This window comes from Wolbachia endosymbiont (group A) of Limnophora tigrina, from assembly GCF_964263225.1.
Classification (GTDB): Bacteria; Pseudomonadota; Alphaproteobacteria; order Rickettsiales; family Anaplasmataceae; genus Wolbachia.
The window spans coordinates 1,595,407-1,618,493 of record NZ_OZ181654.1; the positions used below are offsets into that span (position 1 = coordinate 1,595,407).

The 23,087-nt window shown below is 33.8% G+C and carries 20 protein-coding genes, 1 tRNA gene and 2 pseudogenes; 16 read left to right on the forward strand and 7 right to left on the reverse strand.

Annotation, left to right across the window (positions count from 1 at the left end; all coding sequences use genetic code 11):
* Positions 1-137: 137 nt before the first annotated feature.
* The gene (secF, locus tag ACE38P_RS07495) at positions 138-1,013 is read left to right on the forward strand and encodes a protein translocase subunit SecF (RefSeq protein ID WP_010401100.1); all 876 of its coding nucleotides are present in this window, start codon (positions 138-140) and stop codon (positions 1,011-1,013) included.
* Positions 1,014-1,018: 5 nt separating this feature from the next.
* Here secF and ACE38P_RS07500 read toward each other — a convergent pair whose 3' ends face one another.
* Positions 1,019-1,543 (reverse strand): TIGR02281 family clan AA aspartic protease, encoded by a 525-nt coding sequence (locus ACE38P_RS07500; protein WP_010401102.1) that lies wholly within the window; start codon positions 1,541-1,543, stop codon positions 1,019-1,021.
* Positions 1,544-1,656: 113 nt separating this feature from the next.
* Between ACE38P_RS07500 and yidC the strand changes: the two genes are divergently transcribed.
* From yidC to tnpC, 4 genes are all read left to right on the forward strand, one after another.
* The gene (yidC, locus tag ACE38P_RS07505; RefSeq protein ID WP_374699798.1) at positions 1,657-3,366 is read left to right on the forward strand and encodes a membrane protein insertase YidC; all 1,710 of its coding nucleotides are present in this window, start codon (positions 1,657-1,659) and stop codon (positions 3,364-3,366) included.
* Positions 3,344-3,772: a 6,7-dimethyl-8-ribityllumazine synthase gene (locus ACE38P_RS07510; protein ID WP_007302797.1), complete on the forward strand. Its 429-nt coding sequence runs from the start codon at positions 3,344-3,346 to the stop codon at positions 3,770-3,772. Before yidC ends, ACE38P_RS07510 begins: the two co-directional genes overlap by 23 nt.
* Positions 3,772-4,254: a transcription antitermination factor NusB gene (gene nusB / locus ACE38P_RS07515; RefSeq protein WP_064085381.1), complete on the forward strand. Its 483-nt coding sequence runs from the start codon at positions 3,772-3,774 to the stop codon at positions 4,252-4,254. The genes ACE38P_RS07510 and nusB overlap by 1 nt, the downstream gene beginning before the upstream one ends.
* A 388-nt stretch (positions 4,255-4,642) precedes the next feature.
* Positions 4,643-6,025 (forward strand): IS66 family transposase, encoded by a 1,383-nt coding sequence (tnpC, locus tag ACE38P_RS07520; RefSeq protein ID WP_374699286.1) that lies wholly within the window; start codon positions 4,643-4,645, stop codon positions 6,023-6,025.
* A 91-nt stretch (positions 6,026-6,116) separates the two neighbouring features.
* Here the strand turns inward: tnpC and ACE38P_RS07525 are convergent, their stop codons facing one another.
* The 3 genes from ACE38P_RS07525 to ACE38P_RS07535 form a co-directional block, all read right to left on the reverse strand.
* Positions 6,117-6,749, reverse strand: a complete 633-nt coding sequence (locus ACE38P_RS07525) for a hypothetical protein (RefSeq protein ID WP_374699799.1) — start codon at positions 6,747-6,749, stop codon at positions 6,117-6,119.
* A gap of 79 nt (positions 6,750-6,828) precedes the next feature.
* Positions 6,829-7,290 (reverse strand): dUTP diphosphatase, encoded by a 462-nt coding sequence (gene dut / locus ACE38P_RS07530; RefSeq protein WP_353281729.1) that lies wholly within the window; start codon positions 7,288-7,290, stop codon positions 6,829-6,831.
* Positions 7,291-7,578: 288 nt separating this feature from the next.
* Positions 7,579-9,036, reverse strand: a complete 1,458-nt coding sequence (locus ACE38P_RS07535) for an IS4 family transposase (RefSeq protein WP_374699293.1) — start codon at positions 9,034-9,036, stop codon at positions 7,579-7,581.
* A 60-nt stretch (positions 9,037-9,096) separates the two neighbouring features.
* On the opposite strand from ACE38P_RS07535, the pseudogene ACE38P_RS07540 reads away from it, so the two are divergent.
* The 3 genes and pseudogenes from ACE38P_RS07540 to ACE38P_RS07550 form a co-directional block, all read left to right on the forward strand.
* Positions 9,097-9,435, forward strand: a pseudogene (locus tag ACE38P_RS07540) (potassium transporter TrkG); the annotation flags it as partial.
* Positions 9,436-9,506: 71 nt separating this feature from the next.
* Positions 9,507-10,064: a dCTP deaminase gene (gene dcd / locus ACE38P_RS07545; protein WP_006012513.1), complete on the forward strand. Its 558-nt coding sequence runs from the start codon at positions 9,507-9,509 to the stop codon at positions 10,062-10,064.
* A gap of 251 nt (positions 10,065-10,315) precedes the next feature.
* Positions 10,316-11,773: an IS4 family transposase gene (locus ACE38P_RS07550; RefSeq protein WP_374699293.1), complete on the forward strand. Its 1,458-nt coding sequence runs from the start codon at positions 10,316-10,318 to the stop codon at positions 11,771-11,773.
* Positions 11,774-11,781: 8 nt separating this feature from the next.
* On the opposite strand, the pseudogene ACE38P_RS07555 reads toward ACE38P_RS07550, so the two are convergent.
* Positions 11,782-12,096, reverse strand: a pseudogene (locus tag ACE38P_RS07555) (transposase); the annotation flags it as partial.
* 15 nt (positions 12,097-12,111) lie between these two features.
* Entirely contained in the window at positions 12,112-13,347 is a 1,236-nt protein-coding gene (locus ACE38P_RS07560) for a metallophosphoesterase family protein (RefSeq protein WP_007302607.1), read from the reverse strand.
* 190 nt (positions 13,348-13,537) lie between these two features.
* Between ACE38P_RS07560 and ACE38P_RS07565 the strand changes: the two genes are divergently transcribed.
* From ACE38P_RS07565 to ACE38P_RS07600, 8 genes are all read left to right on the forward strand, one after another.
* Positions 13,538-13,625: transfer RNA gene (locus ACE38P_RS07565), tRNA-Leu, on the forward strand.
* A 20-nt stretch (positions 13,626-13,645) separates the two neighbouring features.
* Positions 13,646-14,731 (forward strand): GTP cyclohydrolase II, encoded by a 1,086-nt coding sequence (locus tag ACE38P_RS07570; protein WP_374699800.1) that lies wholly within the window; start codon positions 13,646-13,648, stop codon positions 14,729-14,731.
* A 72-nt stretch (positions 14,732-14,803) separates the two neighbouring features.
* Entirely contained in the window at positions 14,804-15,484 is a 681-nt protein-coding gene (locus ACE38P_RS07575) for a virB8 family protein (RefSeq protein WP_374699801.1), read from the forward strand.
* Positions 15,471-16,262: a P-type conjugative transfer protein VirB9 gene (gene virB9, locus ACE38P_RS07580; RefSeq protein WP_019236950.1), complete on the forward strand. Its 792-nt coding sequence runs from the start codon at positions 15,471-15,473 to the stop codon at positions 16,260-16,262. The genes ACE38P_RS07575 and virB9 overlap by 14 nt, the downstream gene beginning before the upstream one ends.
* 16 nt (positions 16,263-16,278) lie before the next feature.
* The gene (locus ACE38P_RS07585; RefSeq protein WP_010404940.1) at positions 16,279-17,790 is read left to right on the forward strand and encodes a TrbI/VirB10 family protein; all 1,512 of its coding nucleotides are present in this window, start codon (positions 16,279-16,281) and stop codon (positions 17,788-17,790) included.
* 1 nt (position 17,791) lies between these two features.
* Positions 17,792-18,784 carry a P-type DNA transfer ATPase VirB11 gene (gene virB11 / locus ACE38P_RS07590; protein WP_019236952.1) on the forward strand — a complete coding sequence of 331 codons (993 nt, stop codon included), beginning with the start codon at positions 17,792-17,794 and terminating at the stop codon, positions 18,782-18,784.
* Between the two features lie 30 nt (positions 18,785-18,814).
* Positions 18,815-20,833 (forward strand): type IV secretory system conjugative DNA transfer family protein, encoded by a 2,019-nt coding sequence (locus ACE38P_RS07595; protein WP_374699802.1) that lies wholly within the window; start codon positions 18,815-18,817, stop codon positions 20,831-20,833.
* A 335-nt stretch (positions 20,834-21,168) separates the two neighbouring features.
* Positions 21,169-22,515: an IS110 family transposase gene (locus ACE38P_RS07600; protein ID WP_353280896.1), complete on the forward strand. Its 1,347-nt coding sequence runs from the start codon at positions 21,169-21,171 to the stop codon at positions 22,513-22,515.
* A gap of 91 nt (positions 22,516-22,606) precedes the next feature.
* On the opposite strand, the gene ACE38P_RS07605 is transcribed toward ACE38P_RS07600, so the two are convergent.
* On the reverse strand, positions 22,607-22,813 hold the full coding sequence (locus ACE38P_RS07605; RefSeq protein ID WP_374699803.1) for a hypothetical protein: 207 nt from the start codon (positions 22,811-22,813) through the stop codon (positions 22,607-22,609).
* Positions 22,814-23,087: the final 274 nt, after the last annotated feature.

The window sequence follows — 23,087 nt, forward strand, 5'->3', positions numbered from 1 at the left end:
GGCTGTTTTCATTTTTTTGATCAAATATCTTTTTCAAGTAGATTAAGTAAATCAAAGATCATTATTAGTATAAGCTAAGAGAAAATAGCTAGTCGATTGCTTAAAAAGTATATAAAATCACAATTTAAGTAGGAAATATGGCAATTAGACTTATTCCAGATAATCTTGATATAAAATTTAGTAAATATAGAAATTTGACAGCACTTGTTAGCGTTATTCTTATCATTTTTTCAATGCTTACTTTTATGCTGCGAGGAATGAATTTGGGTATAGACTTTACAGGTGGAATTTTGATAGAGATAAAATCTTCAAGCAAGGATGATGCTATTCTCGGTATATTAAAAGAGAGTGGATTTACGATACAGAGTTCAAAAGCTGGTGATAACTTAGTTGTGCGGTTTAAAGATGAGGGAGATGAAGATAAAATTAAAAAGGTTAAAAGTATATTAGAGAGCAAATTAGGTAATTTAGTAACTTATCGCAAAATAGATTATGTTGGTCCACAAATAGGCTCAACGCAGATATTTGAAGGGATATCAGCCATGTTAATTGCAATTATTGGAATATTTTTTTATGTTTGGCTTAGATTTAACTGGCAGTGTGGACTTGGTGGAATAATGGCACTGATCCATGATGTGATTTTAACTCTTGGCTTTATCAGTTTAACGAGTATTGAGTTTAATATTTCATCAGTTGCAGCTCTCCTTACCGTAATTGGCTACTCAATCAATAACTCAGTGGTTATATATGATCGGATTCGAGAGTATCAAAAAAGTGGAAAAAATGCAAAAATAGGTGAAGTAGTTGATGCCAGCATTAATTCGACGCTATTTCGCACTATGTTAACTTCAGGTACTACTCTTCTTGCCGCTCTTCCTTTAGTGCTGATTTGTACAGGTGTGGTCAGAGACTTCTGCTTAATCATTTCTTTTGGCATTGCAATCGGCACCTGTTCCGCAATATTTATCTCTGCTCCTATATTGACCTGCAGAGCGTTGATAAGTAGAGTATAGAACGTTTAACTACGATATAATATTAGCTTGTTATCCCTAATAGTGAAATGAAAATATCTCAAAAAGCTCATACCAAGTAATGAATGGGACATAGAGTGAGTATTAACACTAGCGTGCACATCATTAATTAAAAAATTTCCTATTTTAACTTGAGGTATTTGAACCACTCCAGCTTTTATTTGACCTTTTGCAGTTTCATATATTTTAAAGTCTTGAATGTTTTGTAAGTTAATACCAGCATGTAACGCATCTTTTTGCGATAGAACAATATCAGTTGCTCCGGTATCAAGCAAAAACGTTATATTACGATCATTGACTTGAGCTTGAATATAAAAATGTCCATCGTATGACTTTGTAAATTCGATACTTCCGCCATTTTGAACCCTTCCTTTGTACGGTAGAAAAGTGCTCAGAAACCTATTGCTTAGTTTATCCCCTTGTGAATCAATAAACATTGCAGTAATGACTATTATCAGTAGCCAAATAACTAGATTTTTTGCTGCATTCATATTATTAAAATTTGAAGCCATAAGAGTAAATTTTTAAGATTAGCGTTAAAAGCTATTATTAAAAATAAGTAAATTTTATTGTTTTAGTACAATATTTAATATATACTTTAAGGAGGTATGTTCGATTTAATTTCATGTCAGAAGCAAAAAATTTAATTTTAGCAACAATTCTTTCTATATTGATTATAGTATTATGGCATATTATTTATGATAATTTTCTTAACACGAGCCAAAGCCAACCATCGATTGAAAATATTGAACATATCGAATCTTCTAACGACCTTGCTCCTATGATATACCAAAATCGTTCTGAAATTATTAATTCTACTAGAGAACAGAGAGTTAATTTAACCAATAACATGCTTGAAGGATCAATTTCTCTGAAAGGTGCAAGGTTTGATGACTTAATCTTAACTAACTACCACTTAGAACCGAGTTCTTCTTCTCCACAAGTGGTGTTACTGTCACCTGCAGAATCAAAAGATGTATATTTCGCAGAATTTGGGTGGCTCGATCCGAATGAAAAGATTAAAGTTCCAGATTCTAAAACAGTATGGCAAGCAGATAAACTCAATCAAAAAGAGGTCAATTTATTTTGGGATAATGAAAATGGCATTTTATTTAGAATGAAAATTAGCCTTGACGATAACTACATGTTTAAAGTTGAGCAAATTATTGAAAACAATACAAAAGATAATGTAGTTTTGGTTCCCTATGGTAAAATCAATCGTAAACGTGATAATATTAACGAATCCTATTGGATATCACATGAAGGAGTACTAGGTGCATTTAACAATAAACTAGAGGAGTGGACATATAAGGATATTTCCAAGAAACGTTTAATAAAGGCCAGCACAAGTGAAAAAAGTTGGTTTGGTTTTGCTGATAAATATTGGTTTACAGCTATCATACCTGAAAAATCTGATCAAATAAATGTAAGTATTAAGCATACGAATGTTAATAACATTGATAAGTTTCAAGTAGATTTTGTTAAACCTTACAAACACATACTCCCTGGTGCAAGTGTTTCTACTCTGAACTACTTTTTTGCTGGGGCAAAGAAGTTGAATTTACTTGATTCTTATAAAGACACTCTTAATATACCTTTATTTGATAAGGCTGTAGATTTTGGTGTACTTTATTTTATAACCAAGCCAGTGTTTTTACTGCTTGAATATTTTAACTTTGTTTTGAAAAATTTTGGCTTAGCAATATTATTGCTAACTTTAGTAATCAAAATTTTGATGCTTCCCTTATCTAATAGATCATATATTTCGATGTTCAAGGTGAAAAGCCTGCAGCCTGAATTAACTCGTATAAAAGAGTTGTACAAAAATGACAGCTTAAAGCAGCACAAAGAGACAATTGCGTTGTTCAAGAGAAACAATGTAAATCCAATGTCGAGCATTTTCCCTATTCTCATACAAATACCAGTATTTTTTGCTCTGTATAAAGTATTATTTGTTACTATAGAGATGAGACACGCCCCTTTTTATTTATGGATTAAGGATCTTTCAGCTTCTGATCCAACAAACATTTTTACATTATTTGGGTTGTTTAATTATAACTTTCCTATTTCTATAGGCATTTTACCTATAATTTTCGGCGCTACCATGATAATTCAGCAGAAGCTAAGTGAGAAAGATCAAACCAGTAAAGATGATATTCAAGTAAATGTTATGAAGTTTTTACCTTACATTTCTGTCTTTATTTTTTCTTCTTTTCCTGCCGGCCTGGTAATATATTGGATATTTAGTAATATTATAACTCTGGTTCAACAATCATTAATAAAGTTGCTTTTAACAAGAAAAGTAGGAATGAATGTCGAAAATACTAATAGTTAATTCAGTTTATTATACTGAAATAGCAAACCTTTTGCTTGAGGGTGCAACTGATAAATTCAAAGGAAATAATATTGGTTACGAGATAATTAAAGCGCCTGGTACGTTTGAGATACCAGCTGCAATTCTTTTTGCGGTCAAAGGCAAGAATACTAATTATGATGGTTATTTAGCTCTTGGATGTGTAATTCGTGGTGAAACTGATCATTATAAATACGTTTGTAAAGGAGTAATCGAAGGCTTAAATGCAATTGTTATGCATCATGCAATACCTCTTGGTATGGGAATAATCACAGCAGATAGTAAAGATAAAGCACTAATTAGAGCTGACAAAAATAAAAAGAACGTTGGTGGCCATGCAGCCTCAACTGTTTTGCATATGATAGATCTACACAATAAATTAAAATAATGGAGGAAAAACCAGTAGATAAAAAGTGGCGCATAAAAAGAAGTACGGCAAGATTTTTTGTTGTACAAGTTGCTTACTCAAATATTTTCGTAGGTTACAACAAAAGCACTTTTAAATTGGAAAATTGTGAACTTAAGGACTACATAAGTACGTTGAAAGATATATTTGAATGTGAAGAATTTGAACATCAGTTCTTAGAAAACTTGTTATGTAAGGTTATAAAAAGCAGTGAAGAATATGATAAAATAATAGAGTCTTATTTACACCCAAGCTGGTCACTTTCACGATTAAATCTTATAAGCTTATCTATTTTGCGTGTTGCAGTATGTGAGTTAATTGATTTTGATACACCAGCACCAATTGTTATTAATGAATATACTAACATTGCATCTGATTTACTTGATGCTCCAAACAAAATTGGCTTTATTAATGGGTTGTTAGATAAGGTAAAGGATGCAGTCAGACTAAATAAAAATCCTTAGTAACTTCTCGTAAGGTATTCGTTCAGTAGGGTGGCAAAATAAGATAGAAAAGACAGCTATAGAAATAAATGGTGTTATCCAATATGATGGCAGTGCTCCTTTTTCTGTCATCCCAGTGCTTGACACTGGGATCGAGATTGCAAGTAATGCATTCGGTTTGGTAAGTATGGATTTTGCGTTATAGAATGAAACACTTTTGGTAAAGAAAACTGGATCCCAGTGTCAAGCACTGGGATGACACCACTTTTGCTTCGATATTTACACATTAGTCATGCATCTGAACGGATACTTTGAGACAGCTTCTATAATGTGTCCGTTCAGCAGAGCGGCAAAATAAGGTAGACAAAGCAAGATAATAAAGATAATCATAGGGTAAATATGAGGTAATATGGTAAACCTTTTAGAACTCTGCAAAAATTTACAGCAAAAAATAGAAAAGTTAGAAGCAAAAATAGAAAGATTGGAAAGAGAGAATGAAAGTTTAAAAGCAGAGCATGAGGCTTTAAAGATAGAGAACGCTGAATTAAAGGAAAGGCTAGGTTTAAATTCAAAAAACTCATCAATTCCCAATTCAAAAGAATTATACAAAATGAAAAAGGAAAAGCCAAAAAGCGAAAGAAAGATTGGTGGTCAAGTTGGGCATAAGGGTAATTATCGTGCTAAAATGGAAGCAGATGAGGTGATAAAGATAGAGTTGTCACCTACTTGCGAATGCGGAGGGAAGATTGCAATATGCGAAAAACCTTATATTCATCAGAAAGTAGATCTTCCGGAGATTAAGGCTTATGTAATGGAATATCAGTTGGAACATGGCCGTTGTCAGAGATGCGGAAAAAGAAGAAGTAGCAAGTTACCAGAGGGTGTTACGCCAGATACATTTGGCCCAAGGGTTAAGTCAGTAGTTGCAGCACTCAGTGGGTTTTATAAAAATTCAAAGCGCGAAGTAGCTAGCATCATAAATGATATCTTCAATTTGAACATAAGCGTCGGTAGCATATCAAATAGTGAACATAGAGTTGCTTCAAAATGCAAAAAAATGTATGAGCAGATCGAACAAGAGATAAGTAGGAGTAAAGTTCTACATATTGATGAAACGAGCCATTATAACAAAGGTAAACTCGCTTGGTGTTGGATGTTTGCAAGCAATACGGCAAGTTTTGTGAAGTTGACAGAGTCAAGGGGAATGAAAGTTTTAAAAAATAGTGTATGCTGCAATCGTAATAGCTTGGTAGTAACCGACAGATATGCAGCATACAACTACTTTGCTGATGAAAGAAGGCAAATCTGTTGGGCACACTTAGCAAGGGATTTTGAAAGATTAGCGCATAGTTGGAAATTTGAAGTTAAAGTTCTGGGCTGTTACTTGAGAAATGTAGCCACTGAGTTATTTGCACTGAAAAAAGCTTTACTAAAAAATGAGATAGATGTTTCAAGATTTATTAGACGTGCCAAGAAATTGCGAAAACGTACAAGGTATTATTTGAAGGAAATATCTCGCTTACCTGAAGCAATTGGAGCGTCTCGAGTTGCAAAGAATATTTTGAAATCTGAAAGAATGATGTGGAAATTTTTAGATGACCCAGAAAATACTCCGCTGACAAATAATCACGCTGAACGGCAAATACGGCATTATGTCGTTTATCGCAAAAATTCATATTTTACACAATCAGAACGAGGAAACTCATTCCTTGAGCAAATAATTTCGTTATACTTAACATGGAAACAGAGGAGGCTAAACCCTTTTCACAATCTTCTATCTATCGTTTCTTAAACCACTCTGCTGAACGGATACTCTATAATAAGCTTAAATAACTAACACTAAAAAATGAAGGGCAGACTTATTTAGTCTGCCTCTTTTATACTTAATTTTTTAATGATTTTCCTTCCTCTTGTTGTTCAACTTTTGATGATTTAACAATTGAGCTTGGCACAAGTCTAATGGTTAGTTCTTTAGCATCATTTTCTTCAGTGCTAAAACCTAACGTTTCTAACTTTTTTTCATATTCATGTATTAATTTATACTCATCTTTATCATTTTTTCTTCCTAATGAATTTATCTTTAATAATCCATCATTGTTATTCATTTCCTTACTTGTAGCAGTAATGTAGTAACTTTTACTTTTTAAGTTAAAATATATAAGATACTCATCGGTGATAACTCTGCCATCTTGATCCGTATTTTGGTTGTGTTTTTTGATATACTCAAAATCTTCATCTTTTACTTTCACAAATAGATCTCCTGCCTTTTTTATAATAGAAACTACCGGAGTTTTAGTCATGGAATATATTGCTAAACTAGCCAGTGCAACAGCAGCAAATGCTAAAACACTTATTCCAAGTGGTGTAGCTGCAAAAACTGCAATTGGCGCTAAAATCGAAGTTGAAGACACCCAATACGGTGTTGAAAGTGCTACTGCTGTGCCTATAACATACAGAGAAGTAAGCGCTACAATTGCAATGTTTGTTTTATGACGGTGGGTTTTTAAAATTGACATAATTTCCTCTTAAAATAAGTTAATAATATATTAATATTATATATCAAAAAATCAATACAGTCAACTTACATATAAAAAACTACCTACCGCTTGATCCAAAGCCCCCTTCATTGCGGACGGTTTCTTCTGTGCAGAATTCTTCTCTGTCATCCCAAATTACTTGAGATACAGGAGTGATGAGGATTTGTGCGATTCTATCTCCTCTTTTTATTTCATATGGCTGATTACTTAGATTGATTAGGCAAACTTTAACTTCACCTCGATAATCGGAGTCTATAGTGCCCGGAGAATTTAAGACAGTGATTCCATGTTTTGCAGCAAGCCCAGAACGTGGGCGAACTTGTCCTTCAAAACCGTTTGGTATTGCAATCACAATGCCAGTTGGAATAAGTAACCTTTCAAGTGGATTTAAAATAATAGAGTCGTCCAATGCAGCATAAAGATCCATGCCAGCACTCTGCATAGTTGCATAACAGGGAAGAGGCAAGCTTTTGCCATGTGATAACTTTTTTATTTCTACTTTAATTTTATCTCTTTGCATTTTTATTCACCAGTTATGAAAATTTGATTGTAGCATGTAAATTATGCCTGTAAAAGATAAGAAAACTACTTGACAAATCTTTCAGCTTCCTTACTATAAAATTCAAAGTGTTTTATTACCTTCAATCTGTTTAGATTAAACGACAAAAGTATTATACAGTTGGCGTCTTATAAATCTTTCCGCTATGTGCACTTTATGTCTTCACAATAATTTCTACCTAATATAAGCTGAAGCGGGCTTATAAAATGTTTAAATACAGTATAGAACGCCAATTTTTAGGACTCACTTTTACCCACAATTTTGAGAGGTCATGATGTGAAGCATAACTATGCTCTCCTTAAGATTTTCATAGCCCCGCCATAGAGTCATAGCCCCTGGTAAATTATCACTTTTTCTATTCATAAATCCACCTAATTTTCCTAACCAAATAATAGCTTGTTTTATGTTTGGAGGTTCTTCTGGCAATGTAGCTACTTTATGCTCACGTATGAAAAGGGCCTTCCACTCTTCGTTGCTTAAAATTTTAGTACAGGTTTCCATGGGATTTGATAAAGCGACTTTTGTTAAATATAAAATTTTAAATGCAATAATGCTCTTTATAGCAATTAATTTCTGTAGCCTTTCCTTTGTAGTTAAACGAGAGCTTTCTATTTTACATCCTGATTTTAAAACCCTGAAATACTCCTCAATTTTCCATCTTAGCTTATACCAATTTATCCTTTCTATAGCATCTAAAGTGCTATTAACTGGTACATTAGTCAGCAAAGTCCAATCAATAGCTTCCAATCCTTCAGGAGGATTTGTTTCTTTTGCACTTACCACATATACAGGGATTTTATCACTTATTTTATGCACTGTGTCTTTTGATCCATAAATTGAAGAAGATCTGATAGGTATATAGCCTTTCATATACTTAACTTCAATATTAGCTTTCCTTGATCTTTGGTTTCCACCTTTATTAACTTCTAGAGAAATTTTCTTCTTTACTGGCAGTTGAGTGATGCGTGTTTGCAAATCTGTTTTTCCAATTTCAGTACAGATAAATCTTCTATTAGTTCGATTACGGATTACATAAAAACTACCTAATGTCTCAGTGATCCATAAAAATTTGAAGATATCTGCCTCTCTATCACCAAGGGTAACAAGTTGTACATTTGCAGGAAGGTTGTTTATGCTTTCTTTGAGAGCTGTTATCCACTTATAACTTTCTTTTTCTTCTATGGAGGTACGGTATTTCCTGTTTGCTTTTTCTTGTGACGTTTCTTTTTCCCTAATAGAACGTGCCCAACATTGTTGAGAAGATAGACCTAAAGGCAATCCGTCTTTGCTGACTATTAAGGCACTGTGCAACAGTAAACCCATTTTATGCTTCGTATAAGCTTTAGAAATACTACCTAGCCTCTTAGTTTTTATATGAGAGTCAAAATCCAAATAACTTGTATCTTGAACTGAAAAAACAAACTGATTTCCTTTCATTCTCTCCATAGTTTCTTTGTAATGGGAAGAATAAATTTCCTTATCCTTAAGCTTTTCATTGCTAAATAATCTGTATGCACCCTTAGCTTCTTTCCATCCACTACAGCTTTGATTAATTGATCCAGACGCCTTACCCTCTATACAATAGCCTGTTTTAATAAGTCTCTTATTAAGTCTTGTATCTCCTAAATTAACGTGTTTTAACTCTCTTTCCAGCCATTTATCCCCTAAGCCATCAGTATATTGCACATTTGTACTTACTTCACTCATTTTAATCCCAAATTTATTTGGTATCCATTTTACTCACTTTTTTATTTGTGGGTAAAAGTGAGAGTAAAACTCAATGGTAAAATACTGGAAAATGATGAAGTTCAATCCGTCTTTACGTTTTTTGCGACTTACATGTTAACGTTCACTATATCATCAATAGTGATGTCTTACTTGAGCAATGCGGACTTTATAACTAGCATCAGCTCTGTTTCTGCAATGCTTACAAATTCTGGCCCAGGATTTAGTAACCTAATAGGTCCTTCAGGTAATTATTCCTCCTTTAGTGGTGGAGTAAAGCTATTTCTATCGTTTTTGATGCTGCTTGGCAGGCTTGAAATATTGCCAATTTATTTTTGTATAGGTAGTTTATACTGGAAACTTTGCCATTCCAGAGTGTAACGCTAATTCAGGTTTACATTTAAATTCTATTACATATTATTATAAGTATTACAAAACTTTAAAGGACAATTATGGCAGTTATGCCAGATAAATGGATAAGGGAAAAGGCTGAAAACTCTAGAATGATAGAGCCTTTTGTGAATCATAAAAGCAGTAAGGGTGTTGTATCTTTCGGATTATCATCTTATGGCTATGATGCAAGAGTTAGTAATAAGTTTAAGATTTTTACTAATGTTAATTCAGCTATTGTAGACCCAAAGAATTTTTCTGAGAATAGTTTCATAGATAAGGAAACAGATGTATGTATAATTCCACCAAATAGTTTTGTACTTGCCAGCACAGTGGAGTATTTTCGTATACCAAGGAATGTACTGGTAATTTGTGTTGGTAAGTCAACTTATGCAAGGTGTGGTATTATAGTAAACGTTACTCCCTTAGAACCTGGATGGGAAGGTCACGTCACACTTGAATTCTCGAACACCACTCCACTTCCTGCAAAAATTTACGCTAATGAAGGCGCATGCCAATTTGTGTTTTTAAGCGGCGAAAGTGAATGCGAGAAATCATATGATGATATGAAAGGAAAATATATGAACCAACATGGTATCACTTTGCCGTTAGTTAAGTGATTACTTTAGATGCATTTCTTTATTAATTGATATCCTTTCAAGCCGCTAATACTGATTGCATTTGCCTAGTTACAAAAATAATGTCTGTGCTAAAACATGCTCATATATAGCTCTTTTTCTAATAGTTCGAATAGCTGGATATTCTTTCTGGCTCAATTTTTTATAACAAACCAATGGTTTGATTAAAATCTCACTTTTACCCACAAATAAAAAAGTGAGTAAAATGGATACCAAATAAATTTGGGATTAAAATGAGTGAAGTAAGTACAAATGTGCAATATACTGATGGCTTAGGGGATAAATGGCTGGAAAGAGAGTTAAAACACGTTAATTTAGGAGATACAAGACTTAATAAGAGACTTATTAAAACAGGCTATTGTATAGAGGGTAAGGCGTCTGGATCAATTAATCAAAGCTGTAGTGGATGGAAAGAAGCTAAGGGTGCATACAGATTATTTAGCAATGAAAAGCTTAAGGATAAGGAAATTTATTCTTCCCATTACAAAGAAACTATGGAGAGAATGAAAGGAAATCAGTTTGTTTTTTCAGTTCAAGATACAAGTTATTTGGATTTTGACTCTCATATAAAAACTAAGAGGCTAGGTAGTATTTCTAAAGCTTATACGAAGCATAAAATGGGTTTACTGTTGCACAGTGCCTTAATAGTCAGCAAAGACGGATTGCCTTTAGGTCTATCTTCTCAACAATGTTGGGCACGTTCTATTAGGGAAAAAGAAACGTCACAAGAAAAAGCAAACAGGAAATACCGTACCTCCATAGAAGAAAAAGAAAGTTATAAGTGGATAACAGCTCTCAAAGAAAGCATAAACAACCTTCCTGCAAATGTACAACTTGTTACCCTTGGTGATAGAGAGGCAGATATCTTCAAATTTTTATGGATCACTGAGACATTAGGTAGTTTTTATGTAATCCGTAATCGAACTAATAGAAGATTTATCTGTACTGAAATTGGAAAAACAGATTTGCAAACACGCATCACTCAACTGCCAGTAAAGAAGAAAATTTCTCTAGAAGTTAATAAAGGTGGAAACCAAAGATCAAGGAAAGCTAATATTGAAGTTAAGTATATGAAAGGCTATATACCTATCAGATCTTCTTCAATTTATGGATCAAAAGACACAGTGCATAAAATAAGTGATAAAATCCCTGTATATGTGGTAAGTGCAAAAGAAACAAATCCTCCTGAAGGATTGGAAGCTATTGATTGGACTTTGCTGACTAATGTACCAGTTAATAGCACTTTAGATGCTATAGAAAGGATAAATTGGTATAAGCTAAGATGGAAAATTGAGGAGTATTTCAGGGTTTTAAAATCAGGATGTAAAATAGAAAGCTCTCGTTTAACTACAAAGGAAAGGCTACAGAAATTAATTGCTATAAAGAGCATTATTGCATTTAAAATTTTATATTTAACAAAAGTCGCTTTATCAAATCCCATGGAAACCTGTACTAAAATTTTAAGCAACGAAGAGTGGAAGGCCCTTTTCATACGTGAGCATAAAGTAGCTACATTGCCAGAAGAACCTCCAAACATAAAACAAGCTATTATTTGGTTAGGAAAATTAGGTGGATTTATGAATAGAAAAAGTGATAATTTACCAGGGGCTATGACTCTATGGCGGGGCTATGAAAATCTTAAGGAGAGCATAGTTATGCTTCACATCATGACCTCTCAAAATTGTGGGTAAAAGTGAGGATTAAAATCAGGAGAATGTGTAGGCAGATATATAACTTCAGCACCGACACTTTTAACAAATTCACTTGTTTTCTATGAAAAGTTGCATTATCCAAAATCACCCAGCAAAAAGTTTGAACTAGCTATTAAAAACGTCTGTATCGCAGTAGCCTTCAAAAATCATAGGCGCCATAATTTTTCCCTTATTCAAAGCTGCAATCATACTAATACGCTGACTTTTGTGTTATCAATTCCAGATTAGTCGATATATACAAGAATTTCAGTGTTTTTTGTTGCTATGAGTTTTTTAAGCTCAGCACGTTTTTTCTGCGTCCTTAAATAGTCCTAATTTTAATTTGTTTTAAGTTTAAAGTCTTTCGTTAGGTTTGCAGAATACATTTCCTTATTATCTTGGTTATAGAAAGTAAATTTGTGATCGTCTAAACCTAATATTGCAAAGCCAAAGCCGAAAAAGTTTCTAACTTCGTGTGCTAAGTAATTTCTACTATTTGGATAGTTAAATTCTACGTTTTGATAAACAGGTTCTTGATCTTGAGCGTGTAATAATGCACCGCCGTTTCCAACTATAATCTGATCTGGAACATTATCCATTAATAAAATCTGGGCTATATGAATGTGGCCAGAAACTATGGTAGTAACATTGCTTGGAAATTTATCTCCAAAAGCTTCAATTTGTGTAAGATTACCATGGCTTTTTAATGTCAAAAATTCTTTTTTTGGAGATCTCCAAAGTGGTTTATGAGTCAAAAACCACGTGGGCTTATCTTGTATCAATTTATCAAACTGCCTCTCAAAAGCATCAACTGTGCTTTGGGTTGTAAAAATTTCCTCACCGGATGAAGAGTCGAAGATAAAAAACTTCATCGGCCCAGCATCTAAGAACCAACTGGAAATAAGATCTTCACATTTTTGAGGGGAAAAGGGGTATGAATCTAAATATCTGAACCATCCTTCATAAGCTCTATTACAACTCTCATGATTTCCACGAACAAAAAGAAAAGGAGATTGTGTTAAAATATCTTTTGCAGGCTCAAACCAATCAGCGTACCAAGCTTCTTTGCTATATCCATAAATATCGCCGCACTTTTTTGTGTTTCTACATTTTGTTTGTCTATAATGATAATCACCAACATGGATAATTAAATCTGGTTTATGAAAAGCGATTGAATCTAAATTTTTTTTCAAAGGCCAGCTATCTACAGAATTACATTCTTGCTGAAATAACATATTTATTCTACATCCTGTATCGCCAATGAAGGCAATTTTGCTGATCTTTTCCGCTAATACGGGAACTTTTATATTGTCAATACTAATGTTTTGAGCATTTGTTTCTACTATCAGTTCACAAACTGTTTCGGTATTGTTAATTGAGCTGCGACTTAGCATTTCTACTTCCTTATTATCGACGTAAGCAATGGGACACATGTTATTGTCTATAATCGCACGTATGCTTAATTTATTTTCTGGAATGATTTGAGACCATGTGTACAATATTTGTGCATGAGTGGAGTGAAAGCTAATTGTAAGAGATAGAATTAAAAAAATGAAGATATTAGCTACTTTCATTTGTATAAAGACCTAAATTAAGAATTAGTATTAAGATTATCTTAAATGATTAAAGTTTGTAACCATAAAATTCATAGTTAAATTATACAGGCATTTCCTAAATTATCCTAGTATCAGATTGACACTTTAGATGAAAAACCCTAAAATGATTAAGTAATTTAAAGTAATTATATAGAAACTAGAATAAAGTGCGGTCGTGGTGGAATTGGTAGACACGCAGCGTTGAGGTCGCTGTGGCTCACAAAGCCTTGGAAGTTCAAGTCTTCTCGACCGCACCAAGTTGTTTGGTGTAGGTGAAATGTTTATAGGAAATCAAAGTAGAAATAAAGTAGAAAGGGCCATCAGTGAAGTCAGGCGTGGTCTTCCAATTTTAATATATGATGATGAAAATAACTATCTATTGCTTGCTGCTGCTGAAACTTTAGAAAAAAATTTATTTAGTCAATATAAGCTTATATCAGGTAATGTGTATGTTACTTTGACTGCAAGTAAGGTAAAATACATATGTCAGAGTAAAGAACATAGTAGCAAACGTCTGTTGATAAGCAATTTTGATGAACTGCTCCATTTAATAAACTGTTCAAAGGAAGATTGGATAAAAGAGTTGCAATGCTCAAAGACAATAGATGCGTATGCTGTTGCCTTGCTTAAGTTCTCAGAATTATTGCCATACGCGTTAGTGGCTGATATGACTTTTGAGAATAAACATGAAATGCGAAATTGGTGTGAAGAAAATGACATTATTGCACTAAATACGTTACTTGTGAATGATTTTCAACAAAATCATAGTGTGTATGAAGTGTGCAAAACATCATTATTTTTAAAACAGACTCAAGAAGTAGATATCATATCTTATAGAACCAAAAGAGGCGGAAGAGAACATTATGCAATTATCATTGGCAATCCAGATAAAGATAATGAGCCATTAGTGAGAATTCATTCTTCATGCTATACAGGAGACTTATTAGACAGCTTATCATGTGATTGCAGAAGCCAGTTACATCAAGCGATTCAAATAATGACCGACTTTGGGAATGGCATTATATTATACTTGATGCAAGATGGGAGAGGCATTGGTTTAACTAATAAGTTAAGAGCATACAGTATGCAAAGAAAATATAATCTTGATACTGTTGATGCAAATAGAGTATTGGGTTTTGAAGATGATGAAAGGAGCTTTGCTGTTGCAGCTAAAATACTTAAGAAATTGAACATTAACAAAATACAATTACTTACAAACAATGGTAGAAAGTTATCAGAGTTGAAAAATAACGGTATAGAAGTTACAAAGTGTGTACCACTTATTATGGAACGCAATGAATATAATGATTCATATATGGAAACAAAATTTGGCAAGTTAGGCCATGGATTAAGGGTTTATTAGCTTTTTTGTTATAACTACTTTGTTAGCTTGCTATGTTAATTAATATAAGTTAAGATTTTTAAGAATATTGAGATGCTGAAATTTTTAAAACAAGAAAAAAATAATGAGTCATTGGATAAGGATATAAATTGGAATTCAAGTCGCTATAGCACAGTTGTTGCTCAGAGAAATACTTTACTTTTATTTACATTAATATTACTAGTTGCAATTTCTATAAGTATATTAGCTATATTTAAAATTAGCACAAGTAGCACTATTGAGCCATTCGTTATAGAAATTGATAAAAAATCAGGAATAGTGCAATTGGTTGATCCTGTTACAGTAAAACAATATTCTGCAAATGAAACGCTGAACGATTATTTTATTTCAGAGTATATAAAAGCAAGGGAGGTTTTTGACCCATATAATTATAATTATAATTATTATACAAAAGTAAGGTTGTTTTCTTCGCCTAGTGTATATAGTGAATTTAGCAATTATATAAAATCGCAGAATATGAATGACCTTTTTAATTTATATTCAGATGCTAAAGGTGAGTTGAAAATTCGTTCAATTCAAAAATTAGGTAATGATGCTCTTCAAGTGAGATTTTCTATAGAATTTACACGAAAAGATGGAAATTCCTCAAGGAAAAATAAGATAGTTGTGATGTCGTATAAATATGCATCGCTTGAAATGAATGATCAGCAAAGATATATTAACCCGTTAGGGTTTCAAGTTATTTCATATAGAGTAGATGATGAATATGTGTAGGATATTGTTAGTTTTAGCTTTACTAATAAGTGGCAACTTAAATGCATCTATTAATAATAAACCTATTTCTGTAGATAGTAGAATAAAGACTTTTGTATATAGCCCTAATGAGGTGTTTACAGTAATTTTTAGTCAAGGTTACTATTCTTATATTGAGTTTGCAGAAGGGGAAAAAGTCAAAAATATTGCTGTTGGTGATGCATCAAGTTGGAAAATTAATCCTTATGATAATAAACTGCTTGTCATGCCATTTGAAGTCAGTAGTCGCACTAACATGATTATTACGACAACTAAAAAGAGAAATTACATTTTTGATCTAATTTCAAGACCAAATTACGATAAATACCCAGATACTGATGCTAAAAAAGTGGATCATGATTATTCCGTTGAAAAGGATATATCTTACGTAATACGTTTTTATTATCCTCAAGAAGAAGATGAATTTGATGTTGATTTAGATGAGGTTTCTTTACCTACTCAAATGCAATACATTACAGAAAAGCCAGAAAAAATAATACAAGAAAATAATACGAGGTACAACTATACATATATTGATGAAGGTGGTAACGTAGATATAGTTCCAATTGAGTTATTCGATGATGGTTATTTAACCTATTTAAAGTTTAGAAATAGTAATAAAATTCCTCAGATTTTTATAGAAGGCGAATCCTGTAAAAGGCTGTTATTTGATGATTATGTTGTAATAAAAGGAGTACATAAAAAGCTATTAATGCGTTATGAAGGTAGTGAAGTTGAAGTTATAAATAGGTCACTTTAGTTCTGGTACATATAATATGAGTAAAGAAAGGCATAATAGTGTAGAAGATGAATCAGAGATAGAAAGCAAGGTAGTAACAGTTGGCTCTAATCAAGGTTATAAGGCATTGATGATAGTTATGGTAGCGCTCTTAGTTGGTGGAGTGTACTATCTTTATTTTAGTCCTTCTAATAAAGAGGGTCCAGAGATTGTTAAAAAAGAGGAAACAAAGCAAAACATTCAAGAATTGAAAGGAAAGTTAGAACAAGTTCCAGATAATGCAATAGTTTCCGAAAGAGTAGTAACTGATCTCTTGCCACCCTTACCTCCTCTTCCTATTCCACAAGTCATACCAGAAGTAAAACAAATCAAAAAAGAGGAAGTGACAAAAAAAGAAGAGCAACTAAAAGAAATTCCCTTGTCAAATATACCTGTTTTACCAAAGCAAAATTTTCCTTCTGGTAATGTTATTAGCAATTTGCCTACTTCATTTCCTACAATAGGGGGTGGCGGTTATCCTAGAGACAGACGTAGTGCACAAATGTTAGCAATTTCAGGTAGTAGTGGGGAAGGTAAAGCTACAGATGCTGTTTTATCCAATACCTCAGCACAATCGAGCAAAGCTACCAAAGCTGGAAAGCTTGGTTTAATGATTATTCAAGGTAAGGTTATTGACGCTATTCTTGAAACTGCAATAAGTTCTGACTTACAAGGAATGCTCCGTGCTGTTGTTAGTAGAGACGTTTATGCAGAAACTGGTGATACAATTTTAATACCAAAAGGTTCAAGGTTAATAGGTGGTTATTCATTCGACTCAAATGTTGCAAAAGCCCGCGTGAACATAAATTGGAATAGGATCATTCTTCCTCATGGTATAGATGTTGCTATTGCATCATCTGGTACCGATGAGCTTGGAAGGGCAGGGATAGCTGGAATAGTTGATAATAAAATAGCAAGTGCATTATTCTCTTCAGTGGCACTTGCTGGTGTTTCGATTGGTTCAGCTGTTGTAGGACAAAAAGCCTCTAATCTTATCGATGCGCTAACTGCCATGGATGCAGTGAAGTCTATTACTGCAACTGAAATAGATATTTCTTCTCTCAAAGGGGCTATTGTTGAGAGATTGGAGAATTCTATAAAAACTGAAGTTGGGAAGGTAGGAGACGAAAAATGGAAATTGGGTATTAGGGCTATTGAAAAAATTCGAAATGCTAAAAGTGATCAGGATTTGCTGAGAATAATAAAGGAAGAAATAGTAAGTGTGATAAAAAGTTCTGGAGCTAGTGGAGTTGATACAATTACTAGTGACAATATCGGTATAACTTTAGACGATGTACGTCAACTGTTGAGGCAAACTCAGAAAAGAAGCAAATCTGTTTATGATGAAGCAATTGGGAAGTCAATCAATGATTTTTCCAAAGACATGCGAGATATAGTTGATAGGAGTGTAGATAAAAAACCAACTATTTATGTTAATCAAGGAACTGCATTGAAAGTATTTGTTAACCAAGATATAGTATTTCCTCCACAGTCAATATTAAATAACTGAAATGAACTATGCTGCACTTGATACATACTTGGAGCCATTACAAGGGATATTTCAAGAGGAAGGTGTAAATGAAATATCAATAAATAAACCGAAGGAAGTATGGATTGAAAATCGCGGTGAAATAAGATGCGAAAAGTTAGAAATATTTGATCTTAATCATTTAAAATCTCTTAGCAGGTTGATTGCTCAAGCTACAGAACAAAAACTGAGCGAAGAGACACCGCTGCTTTCAGCTACATTACCAAATGGTTATCGTATACAGATAGTGTTTCCTCCAGCATGTGAGCCTGATAAAGTAGTCATTTCAATTCGTAAACCTTCTTCTATGCAATTGGCATTGGATGATTATGAAAAAATGGGGGCTTTTTCTGAAACTGTTATAGGAGTGACCGATAATCCAGTAGATCGTCACCTAGATTTGCTACTGAAACAAAAAAAAATAAAAGAGTTTTTAGAATATGCTGTAATAAGTAAGAAAAATATCATAATTAGTGGTGGAACTTCCACTGGTAAAACCACTTTTACTAATGCTACTTTGCGTGCTATTCCATCTGAAGAAAGAATTATTACTGTTGAAGATGCAAGAGAGATAGTTTTGAATGATCATCCCAATAAAGTCCATTTAATTGCTTCTAAAGGAGGGCAAGGCAGGGCAAAAGTGACCACTCAAGATTTGATAGAGGCATGTTTACGTTTAAGACCAGATAGGATAATAGTTGGTGAATTACGTGGAGCAGAAGCTTTTAGTTTTCTTAGAGCAATAAACACTGGCCACCCAGGGTCAATATCAACTCTTCATGCGGATAGTCCGGCAATGGCTCTTGAGCAAATAAAACTTATGGTTATGCAAGCAAATCTTGGCATTCCCCCAGATCAGATCATACCATACATTAGAAATGTAATTGATATTGTTATTCAGCTAAAAAGAACCAGTGGAGGCAAAAGAAGCATTTCTGAGATATTATTTACTAGATCTTCAAATGAAAATACTTAAATTTATACGTAAGTTAAGAAAAAGTAGTTTATGAGTAATGGAAATCACCTACGCAATATTCTCATAGGAGGTGTAGTATCTTTTAGCATACTTGAATTTTGCTTCTATTTGTCTGGTATATTATTCTACCTGTTTGTTGACGGTCCAGATGGTGTAGATTTTAGAGCAATTAATCCTAGCTTGACACCTTTTCCTCAAGCTCTCTGGCCGACAATTTTTGATCATATACAATATTGTTGGCATCATCCAGAGCTATATAGCTTTGAGCTCAAAATTAAATTAGTTGTATCTTCTCTACTGCCTCAAATTGTTTTGATGATTATTTTGTGGAATGTGAGAGAAAGACTAATTGAGTGGCGGCCATTTAAAAAGAAAGAATCACTTCATGGAGATTCACAGTGGGCATCAGAGAAAGACATACGAAAAGCGGGATTAAGAAGCAAAAAAGGTCTATTGCTTGGTAAAGATAAGAGAGGATATTTTATTGCTGATGGGTTTCAGCATGCATTGCTCTTTGCACCTACAGGCTCTGGTAAAGGTGTTGGTTTTGTAATTCCTAATTTGTTATTTTGGAATGATTCGGTAATTGTGCATGATATAAAATTAGAAAACTATGAAATAACAAGTGGTTGGCGAGAGCGACAAGGACAAAAAGTATATGTATGGAACCCAGCGCAGCCAGATGGGGTAAGCCATTGTTATAATCCACTGGAATGGATTAGTGAAAAACCTGGACAGATGGTTGACGATGTGCAAAAAATAGCTAACCTAATCATGCCTGAACAAGATTTTTGGCAAAACGAAGCAAGAAGCTTATTTGTTGGGGTGGTACTATATTTACTTGCTGCACCAGAGAAAGTTAAATCTTTTGGTGAGGTTGTGCGTACGATGCGTAGCGATGACGTAGTTTACAATCTTGCTGTAGTTTTGGACACAATGGGTAAAATAATACATCCGGTAGCGTATATGAACATTGCAGCTTTTTTGCAAAAGGCTGACAAAGAAAGATCAGGTGTTGTGTCAACTATGAACTCGTCGCTTGAATTGTGGGCAAACCCATTGATCGATACTGCAACTGCATCAAGTGATTTTAATATTTTGGATTTTAAAAAGAAGAAAACTACAGTTTATGTTGGTTTAACTCCTGATAACTTAACTAGGCTCAGGCCTTTAATGCAGGTTTTTTACCAACAGGCAACTGAGTTTTTATGTAGAAAATTGCCATCGGATGACGAGCCTTACGGCGTATTATTTTTAATGGATGAGTTTCCAACACTTGGAAAAATGGAGCAATTTCAAACGGGCATCGCATACTTTCGTGGCTATCGAGTAAGGTTATTTTTAATTGTTCAAGATACTGAACAGCTTAAAGGAATATATGAAGAAGCAGGAATGAACTCCTTTTTATCAAACTCAACCTATAGAATAACTTTTGCAGCCAATAATATTGAAACGGCTAATTTGATATCTCAGCTTATAGGAAACAAAACTGTACAACAAGAATCATTAAACAAACCTAAATTTTTAGACTTGAATCCTGCATCAAGATCATTGCATATCTCTGAAACACAGAGAGCATTGCTCTTACCTCAAGAAATTATTATGCTGCCACGTGATGATCAGATAATTTTGATAGAATCGACTTATCCAATTAAGTCAAAGAAAATTTTGTACTATAGTGATAGCACATTCACAAGAAGGCTGATTAAACCAACACGTGTGCCTACACAAGAGCCATATGATCCAAACAAGGTCTTTTCTGCTGCTAACAAAGATAAGATTAGTAATGAAGAAGAGAGTAATGCTATTGAAGCTGCTGATTATCCTGTTGAAGCTAAAACTGAAGATGCAATATACGATGAGCCAGAGATTGAAGATGGATTTGAAGACGAGGATATTGATGATAAGTTTGAAGGTGGTGATGGGTTTGATGATGAGGAAGACGATGATGAGTTTGATGATGAAGACAGTAAGGATGAATTTGACGATGATGATGAATTTGAAGATGAGGACAAACTAGACGGCAATAAAATCGAGGATAGAGGTTAATTTTACCTATTTTTTAGCTTAGAAAATAATTAGTTTTTTCATATTAAATCATTTTTAATTAATTAGTACTAGATTAGCATCGGACAGATATAAAACCTGTCAAACCAGAAAGAAACTCCTATTTTCTACTTTTTTGAATATAATTTTACGGAGAAGCGCTTCTGCAGTTATAGCCGAATAGGCAATGGTGCCTTAGTGCCCGTAGGTTAGCATGGTTTTGGAAGGAACGATCAAACCACTGATGGAGTCTTTGAGACTACCTCGATTAGAAGAGCGTATAATTCAACCGTTCCAAGCTGAAGTGCTTTTCAACTATTATATGATGGAGGTTAGAAATGGCAAAAACAAAAAGTAAATTAGAGGTAATGAACCCTGATGCGGCAGGAATAGATATTGGTTCATCTGTGCATTATGTATGTGTACCAGAAGGAAGAGATAAACAGAATATACAAAAATTCTGCTGCTTCACAGAAGATCTTTATAACTTAGCAAAGTGGTTAAAGAGGTGCAAAGTTACTACAATAGCCATGGAATCAACAGGAGTGTATTGGATCCCTTTGTTTCAAGTACTTGAATCATATGGATTTGAAGTAAAATTAGTAAACGCAAAATATGTTAAGAATGTGCCTGGAAGAAAATCTGATGTTCAGGATTGCCAGTGGTTACAACAACTGCATAGCTATGGACTGCTTCAAGGGTCATTTAGACCAGATAATCAAATTTGTGTATTACGCAGCTACGCTAGACAACGAGATAACCTAATAAAAAGTGCAGCAGCACACATTCAACGTATGCAAAAAGCGTTAATTCAAATGAACATTCAATTGCATAAGGTGATAAGCGATATAACAGGAGTTACTGGCATACAAATTATTAAAGCAATACTTGAAGGTGAAAGAAATCCAGAAAAATTAGCTGAATTAAGAGATGGACGAATAAAAAATGATAAATCTACCATTGCAAAAGCATTAGCAGGAGACTATAGAGAGGAACACCTGTTTACACTAAAACAAGAGTTTGAGCTATACAATATTTATCAGGAAAAAATAGCAGAATGTGATAGAAGTATTGAAGGATATTATAAAACATTTGAGACAAAGTCAGGTGGGAACAAGCTATGTAATAAAATAAAGCGTAAGTCTACAAAACATAGGCCAAACTTTGCTATACACGAAGAACTGCATAGAATTACAGGTAGGGATTTCACAAAAGTTCCAGGACTTGATGTAGTAACCATACAAACAATAATTTCAGAAACTGGCATAAACCCTAATAGATGGCGGACAGAAAAACACTTTTCATCGTGGTTAGGGCTCAGCCCTGCCAATAAAATTACAGGAGAAAAAGTGTTTAGCACAAGAACGCGTAAAGTCATTAATCGTGCTGCAAATGCATTTCGAATAGCTGCTCACTGTGTATCAAGAAGCAACAGCGGAATAGGTGCGTACTGTAGAAGAATAAAGAGACGACTAGGTGCACCAAAAGCAATCACGGCTACCGCAAGAAAACTAGCATGCATTTTTTATAGTATGCTAAAGTATGGGCAAGAGTATGTTGAAAAAGGAATGAACTATTATGAAACACGTTACAAAGAGAGAGTTAAAAAAAACTTGATCAAAAAAGCACAGGAATTTGGCTACATCTTAGTTCAAAAAGATGAACTGGTTGAGGGAGTTTCTTAGAAGAGCCATATGATCCAAACAAGGTCTTTTCTGCTGCTAACAAAGATAAGATTAGTAATGAAGAAGAGAGTAATGCTATTGAAGCTGCTGATTATCCTGTTGAAGCTAAAACTGAAGATGCAATATACGATGAGCCAGAGATTGAAGATGGATTTGAAGACGAGGATATTGATGATAAGTTTGAAGGTGGTGATGGGTTTGATGATGAGGAAGACGATGATGAGTTTGATGATGAAGACAGTAAGGATGAATTTGACGATGATGATGAATTTGAAGATGAGGACAAACTAGACGGCAATAAAATCGAGGATAGAGGTTAATTTTACCTATTTTTTAGCTTAGAAAATAATTAGTTTTTTCATATTAAATCATTTTTAATTAATTAGTACTAGATTAGCATCGGACAGATATAAAACCTGTCAAACCAGAAAGAAACTCCTATTTTCTACTTTTTTGAATATAATTTTACGGAGAAGCGCTTCTGCAGTTATAGCCGAATAGGCAATGGTGCCTTAGTGCCCGTAGGTTAGCATGGTTTTGGAAGGAACGATCAAACCACTGATGGAGTCTTT

What these genes read in the sequence shown, in the direction of transcription:
- secF (WP_010401100.1), top strand. Translation starts at nt 138, where the DNA reads ATGGCAATTAGACTTATTCCAGATAATCTTGATATAAAATTTAGTAAA.
- ACE38P_RS07500 (WP_010401102.1), bottom strand. Translation starts at nt 1,543, where the DNA reads ATGGCTTCAAATTTTAATAATATGAATGCAGCAAAAAATCTAGTTATT.
- yidC (WP_374699798.1), top strand. Translation starts at nt 1,657, where the DNA reads ATGTCAGAAGCAAAAAATTTAATTTTAGCAACAATTCTTTCTATATTG.
- ACE38P_RS07510 (WP_007302797.1), top strand. Translation starts at nt 3,344, where the DNA reads ATGTCGAAAATACTAATAGTTAATTCAGTTTATTATACTGAAATAGCA.
- nusB (WP_064085381.1), top strand. Translation starts at nt 3,772, where the DNA reads ATGGAGGAAAAACCAGTAGATAAAAAGTGGCGCATAAAAAGAAGTACG.
- tnpC (WP_374699286.1), top strand. Translation starts at nt 4,643, where the DNA reads ATGGTAAACCTTTTAGAACTCTGCAAAAATTTACAGCAAAAAATAGAA.
- ACE38P_RS07525 (WP_374699799.1), bottom strand. Translation starts at nt 6,749, where the DNA reads ATGTCAATTTTAAAAACCCACCGTCATAAAACAAACATTGCAATTGTA.
- dut (WP_353281729.1), bottom strand. Translation starts at nt 7,290, where the DNA reads ATGCAAAGAGATAAAATTAAAGTAGAAATAAAAAAGTTATCACATGGC.
- ACE38P_RS07535 (WP_374699293.1), bottom strand. Translation starts at nt 9,036, where the DNA reads ATGAGTGAAGTAAGTACAAATGTGCAATATACTGATGGCTTAGGGGAT.
- dcd (WP_006012513.1), top strand. Translation starts at nt 9,507, where the DNA reads ATGGCAGTTATGCCAGATAAATGGATAAGGGAAAAGGCTGAAAACTCT.
- ACE38P_RS07550 (WP_374699293.1), top strand. Translation starts at nt 10,316, where the DNA reads ATGAGTGAAGTAAGTACAAATGTGCAATATACTGATGGCTTAGGGGAT.
- ACE38P_RS07560 (WP_007302607.1), bottom strand. Translation starts at nt 13,347, where the DNA reads ATGAAAGTAGCTAATATCTTCATTTTTTTAATTCTATCTCTTACAATT.
- ACE38P_RS07570 (WP_374699800.1), top strand. Translation starts at nt 13,646, where the DNA reads ATGTTTATAGGAAATCAAAGTAGAAATAAAGTAGAAAGGGCCATCAGT.
- ACE38P_RS07575 (WP_374699801.1), top strand. Translation starts at nt 14,804, where the DNA reads ATGCTGAAATTTTTAAAACAAGAAAAAAATAATGAGTCATTGGATAAG.
- virB9 (WP_019236950.1), top strand. Translation starts at nt 15,471, where the DNA reads ATGAATATGTGTAGGATATTGTTAGTTTTAGCTTTACTAATAAGTGGC.
- ACE38P_RS07585 (WP_010404940.1), top strand. Translation starts at nt 16,279, where the DNA reads ATGAGTAAAGAAAGGCATAATAGTGTAGAAGATGAATCAGAGATAGAA.
- virB11 (WP_019236952.1), top strand. Translation starts at nt 17,792, where the DNA reads ATGAACTATGCTGCACTTGATACATACTTGGAGCCATTACAAGGGATA.
- ACE38P_RS07595 (WP_374699802.1), top strand. Translation starts at nt 18,815, where the DNA reads ATGAGTAATGGAAATCACCTACGCAATATTCTCATAGGAGGTGTAGTA.
- ACE38P_RS07600 (WP_353280896.1), top strand. Translation starts at nt 21,169, where the DNA reads ATGGCAAAAACAAAAAGTAAATTAGAGGTAATGAACCCTGATGCGGCA.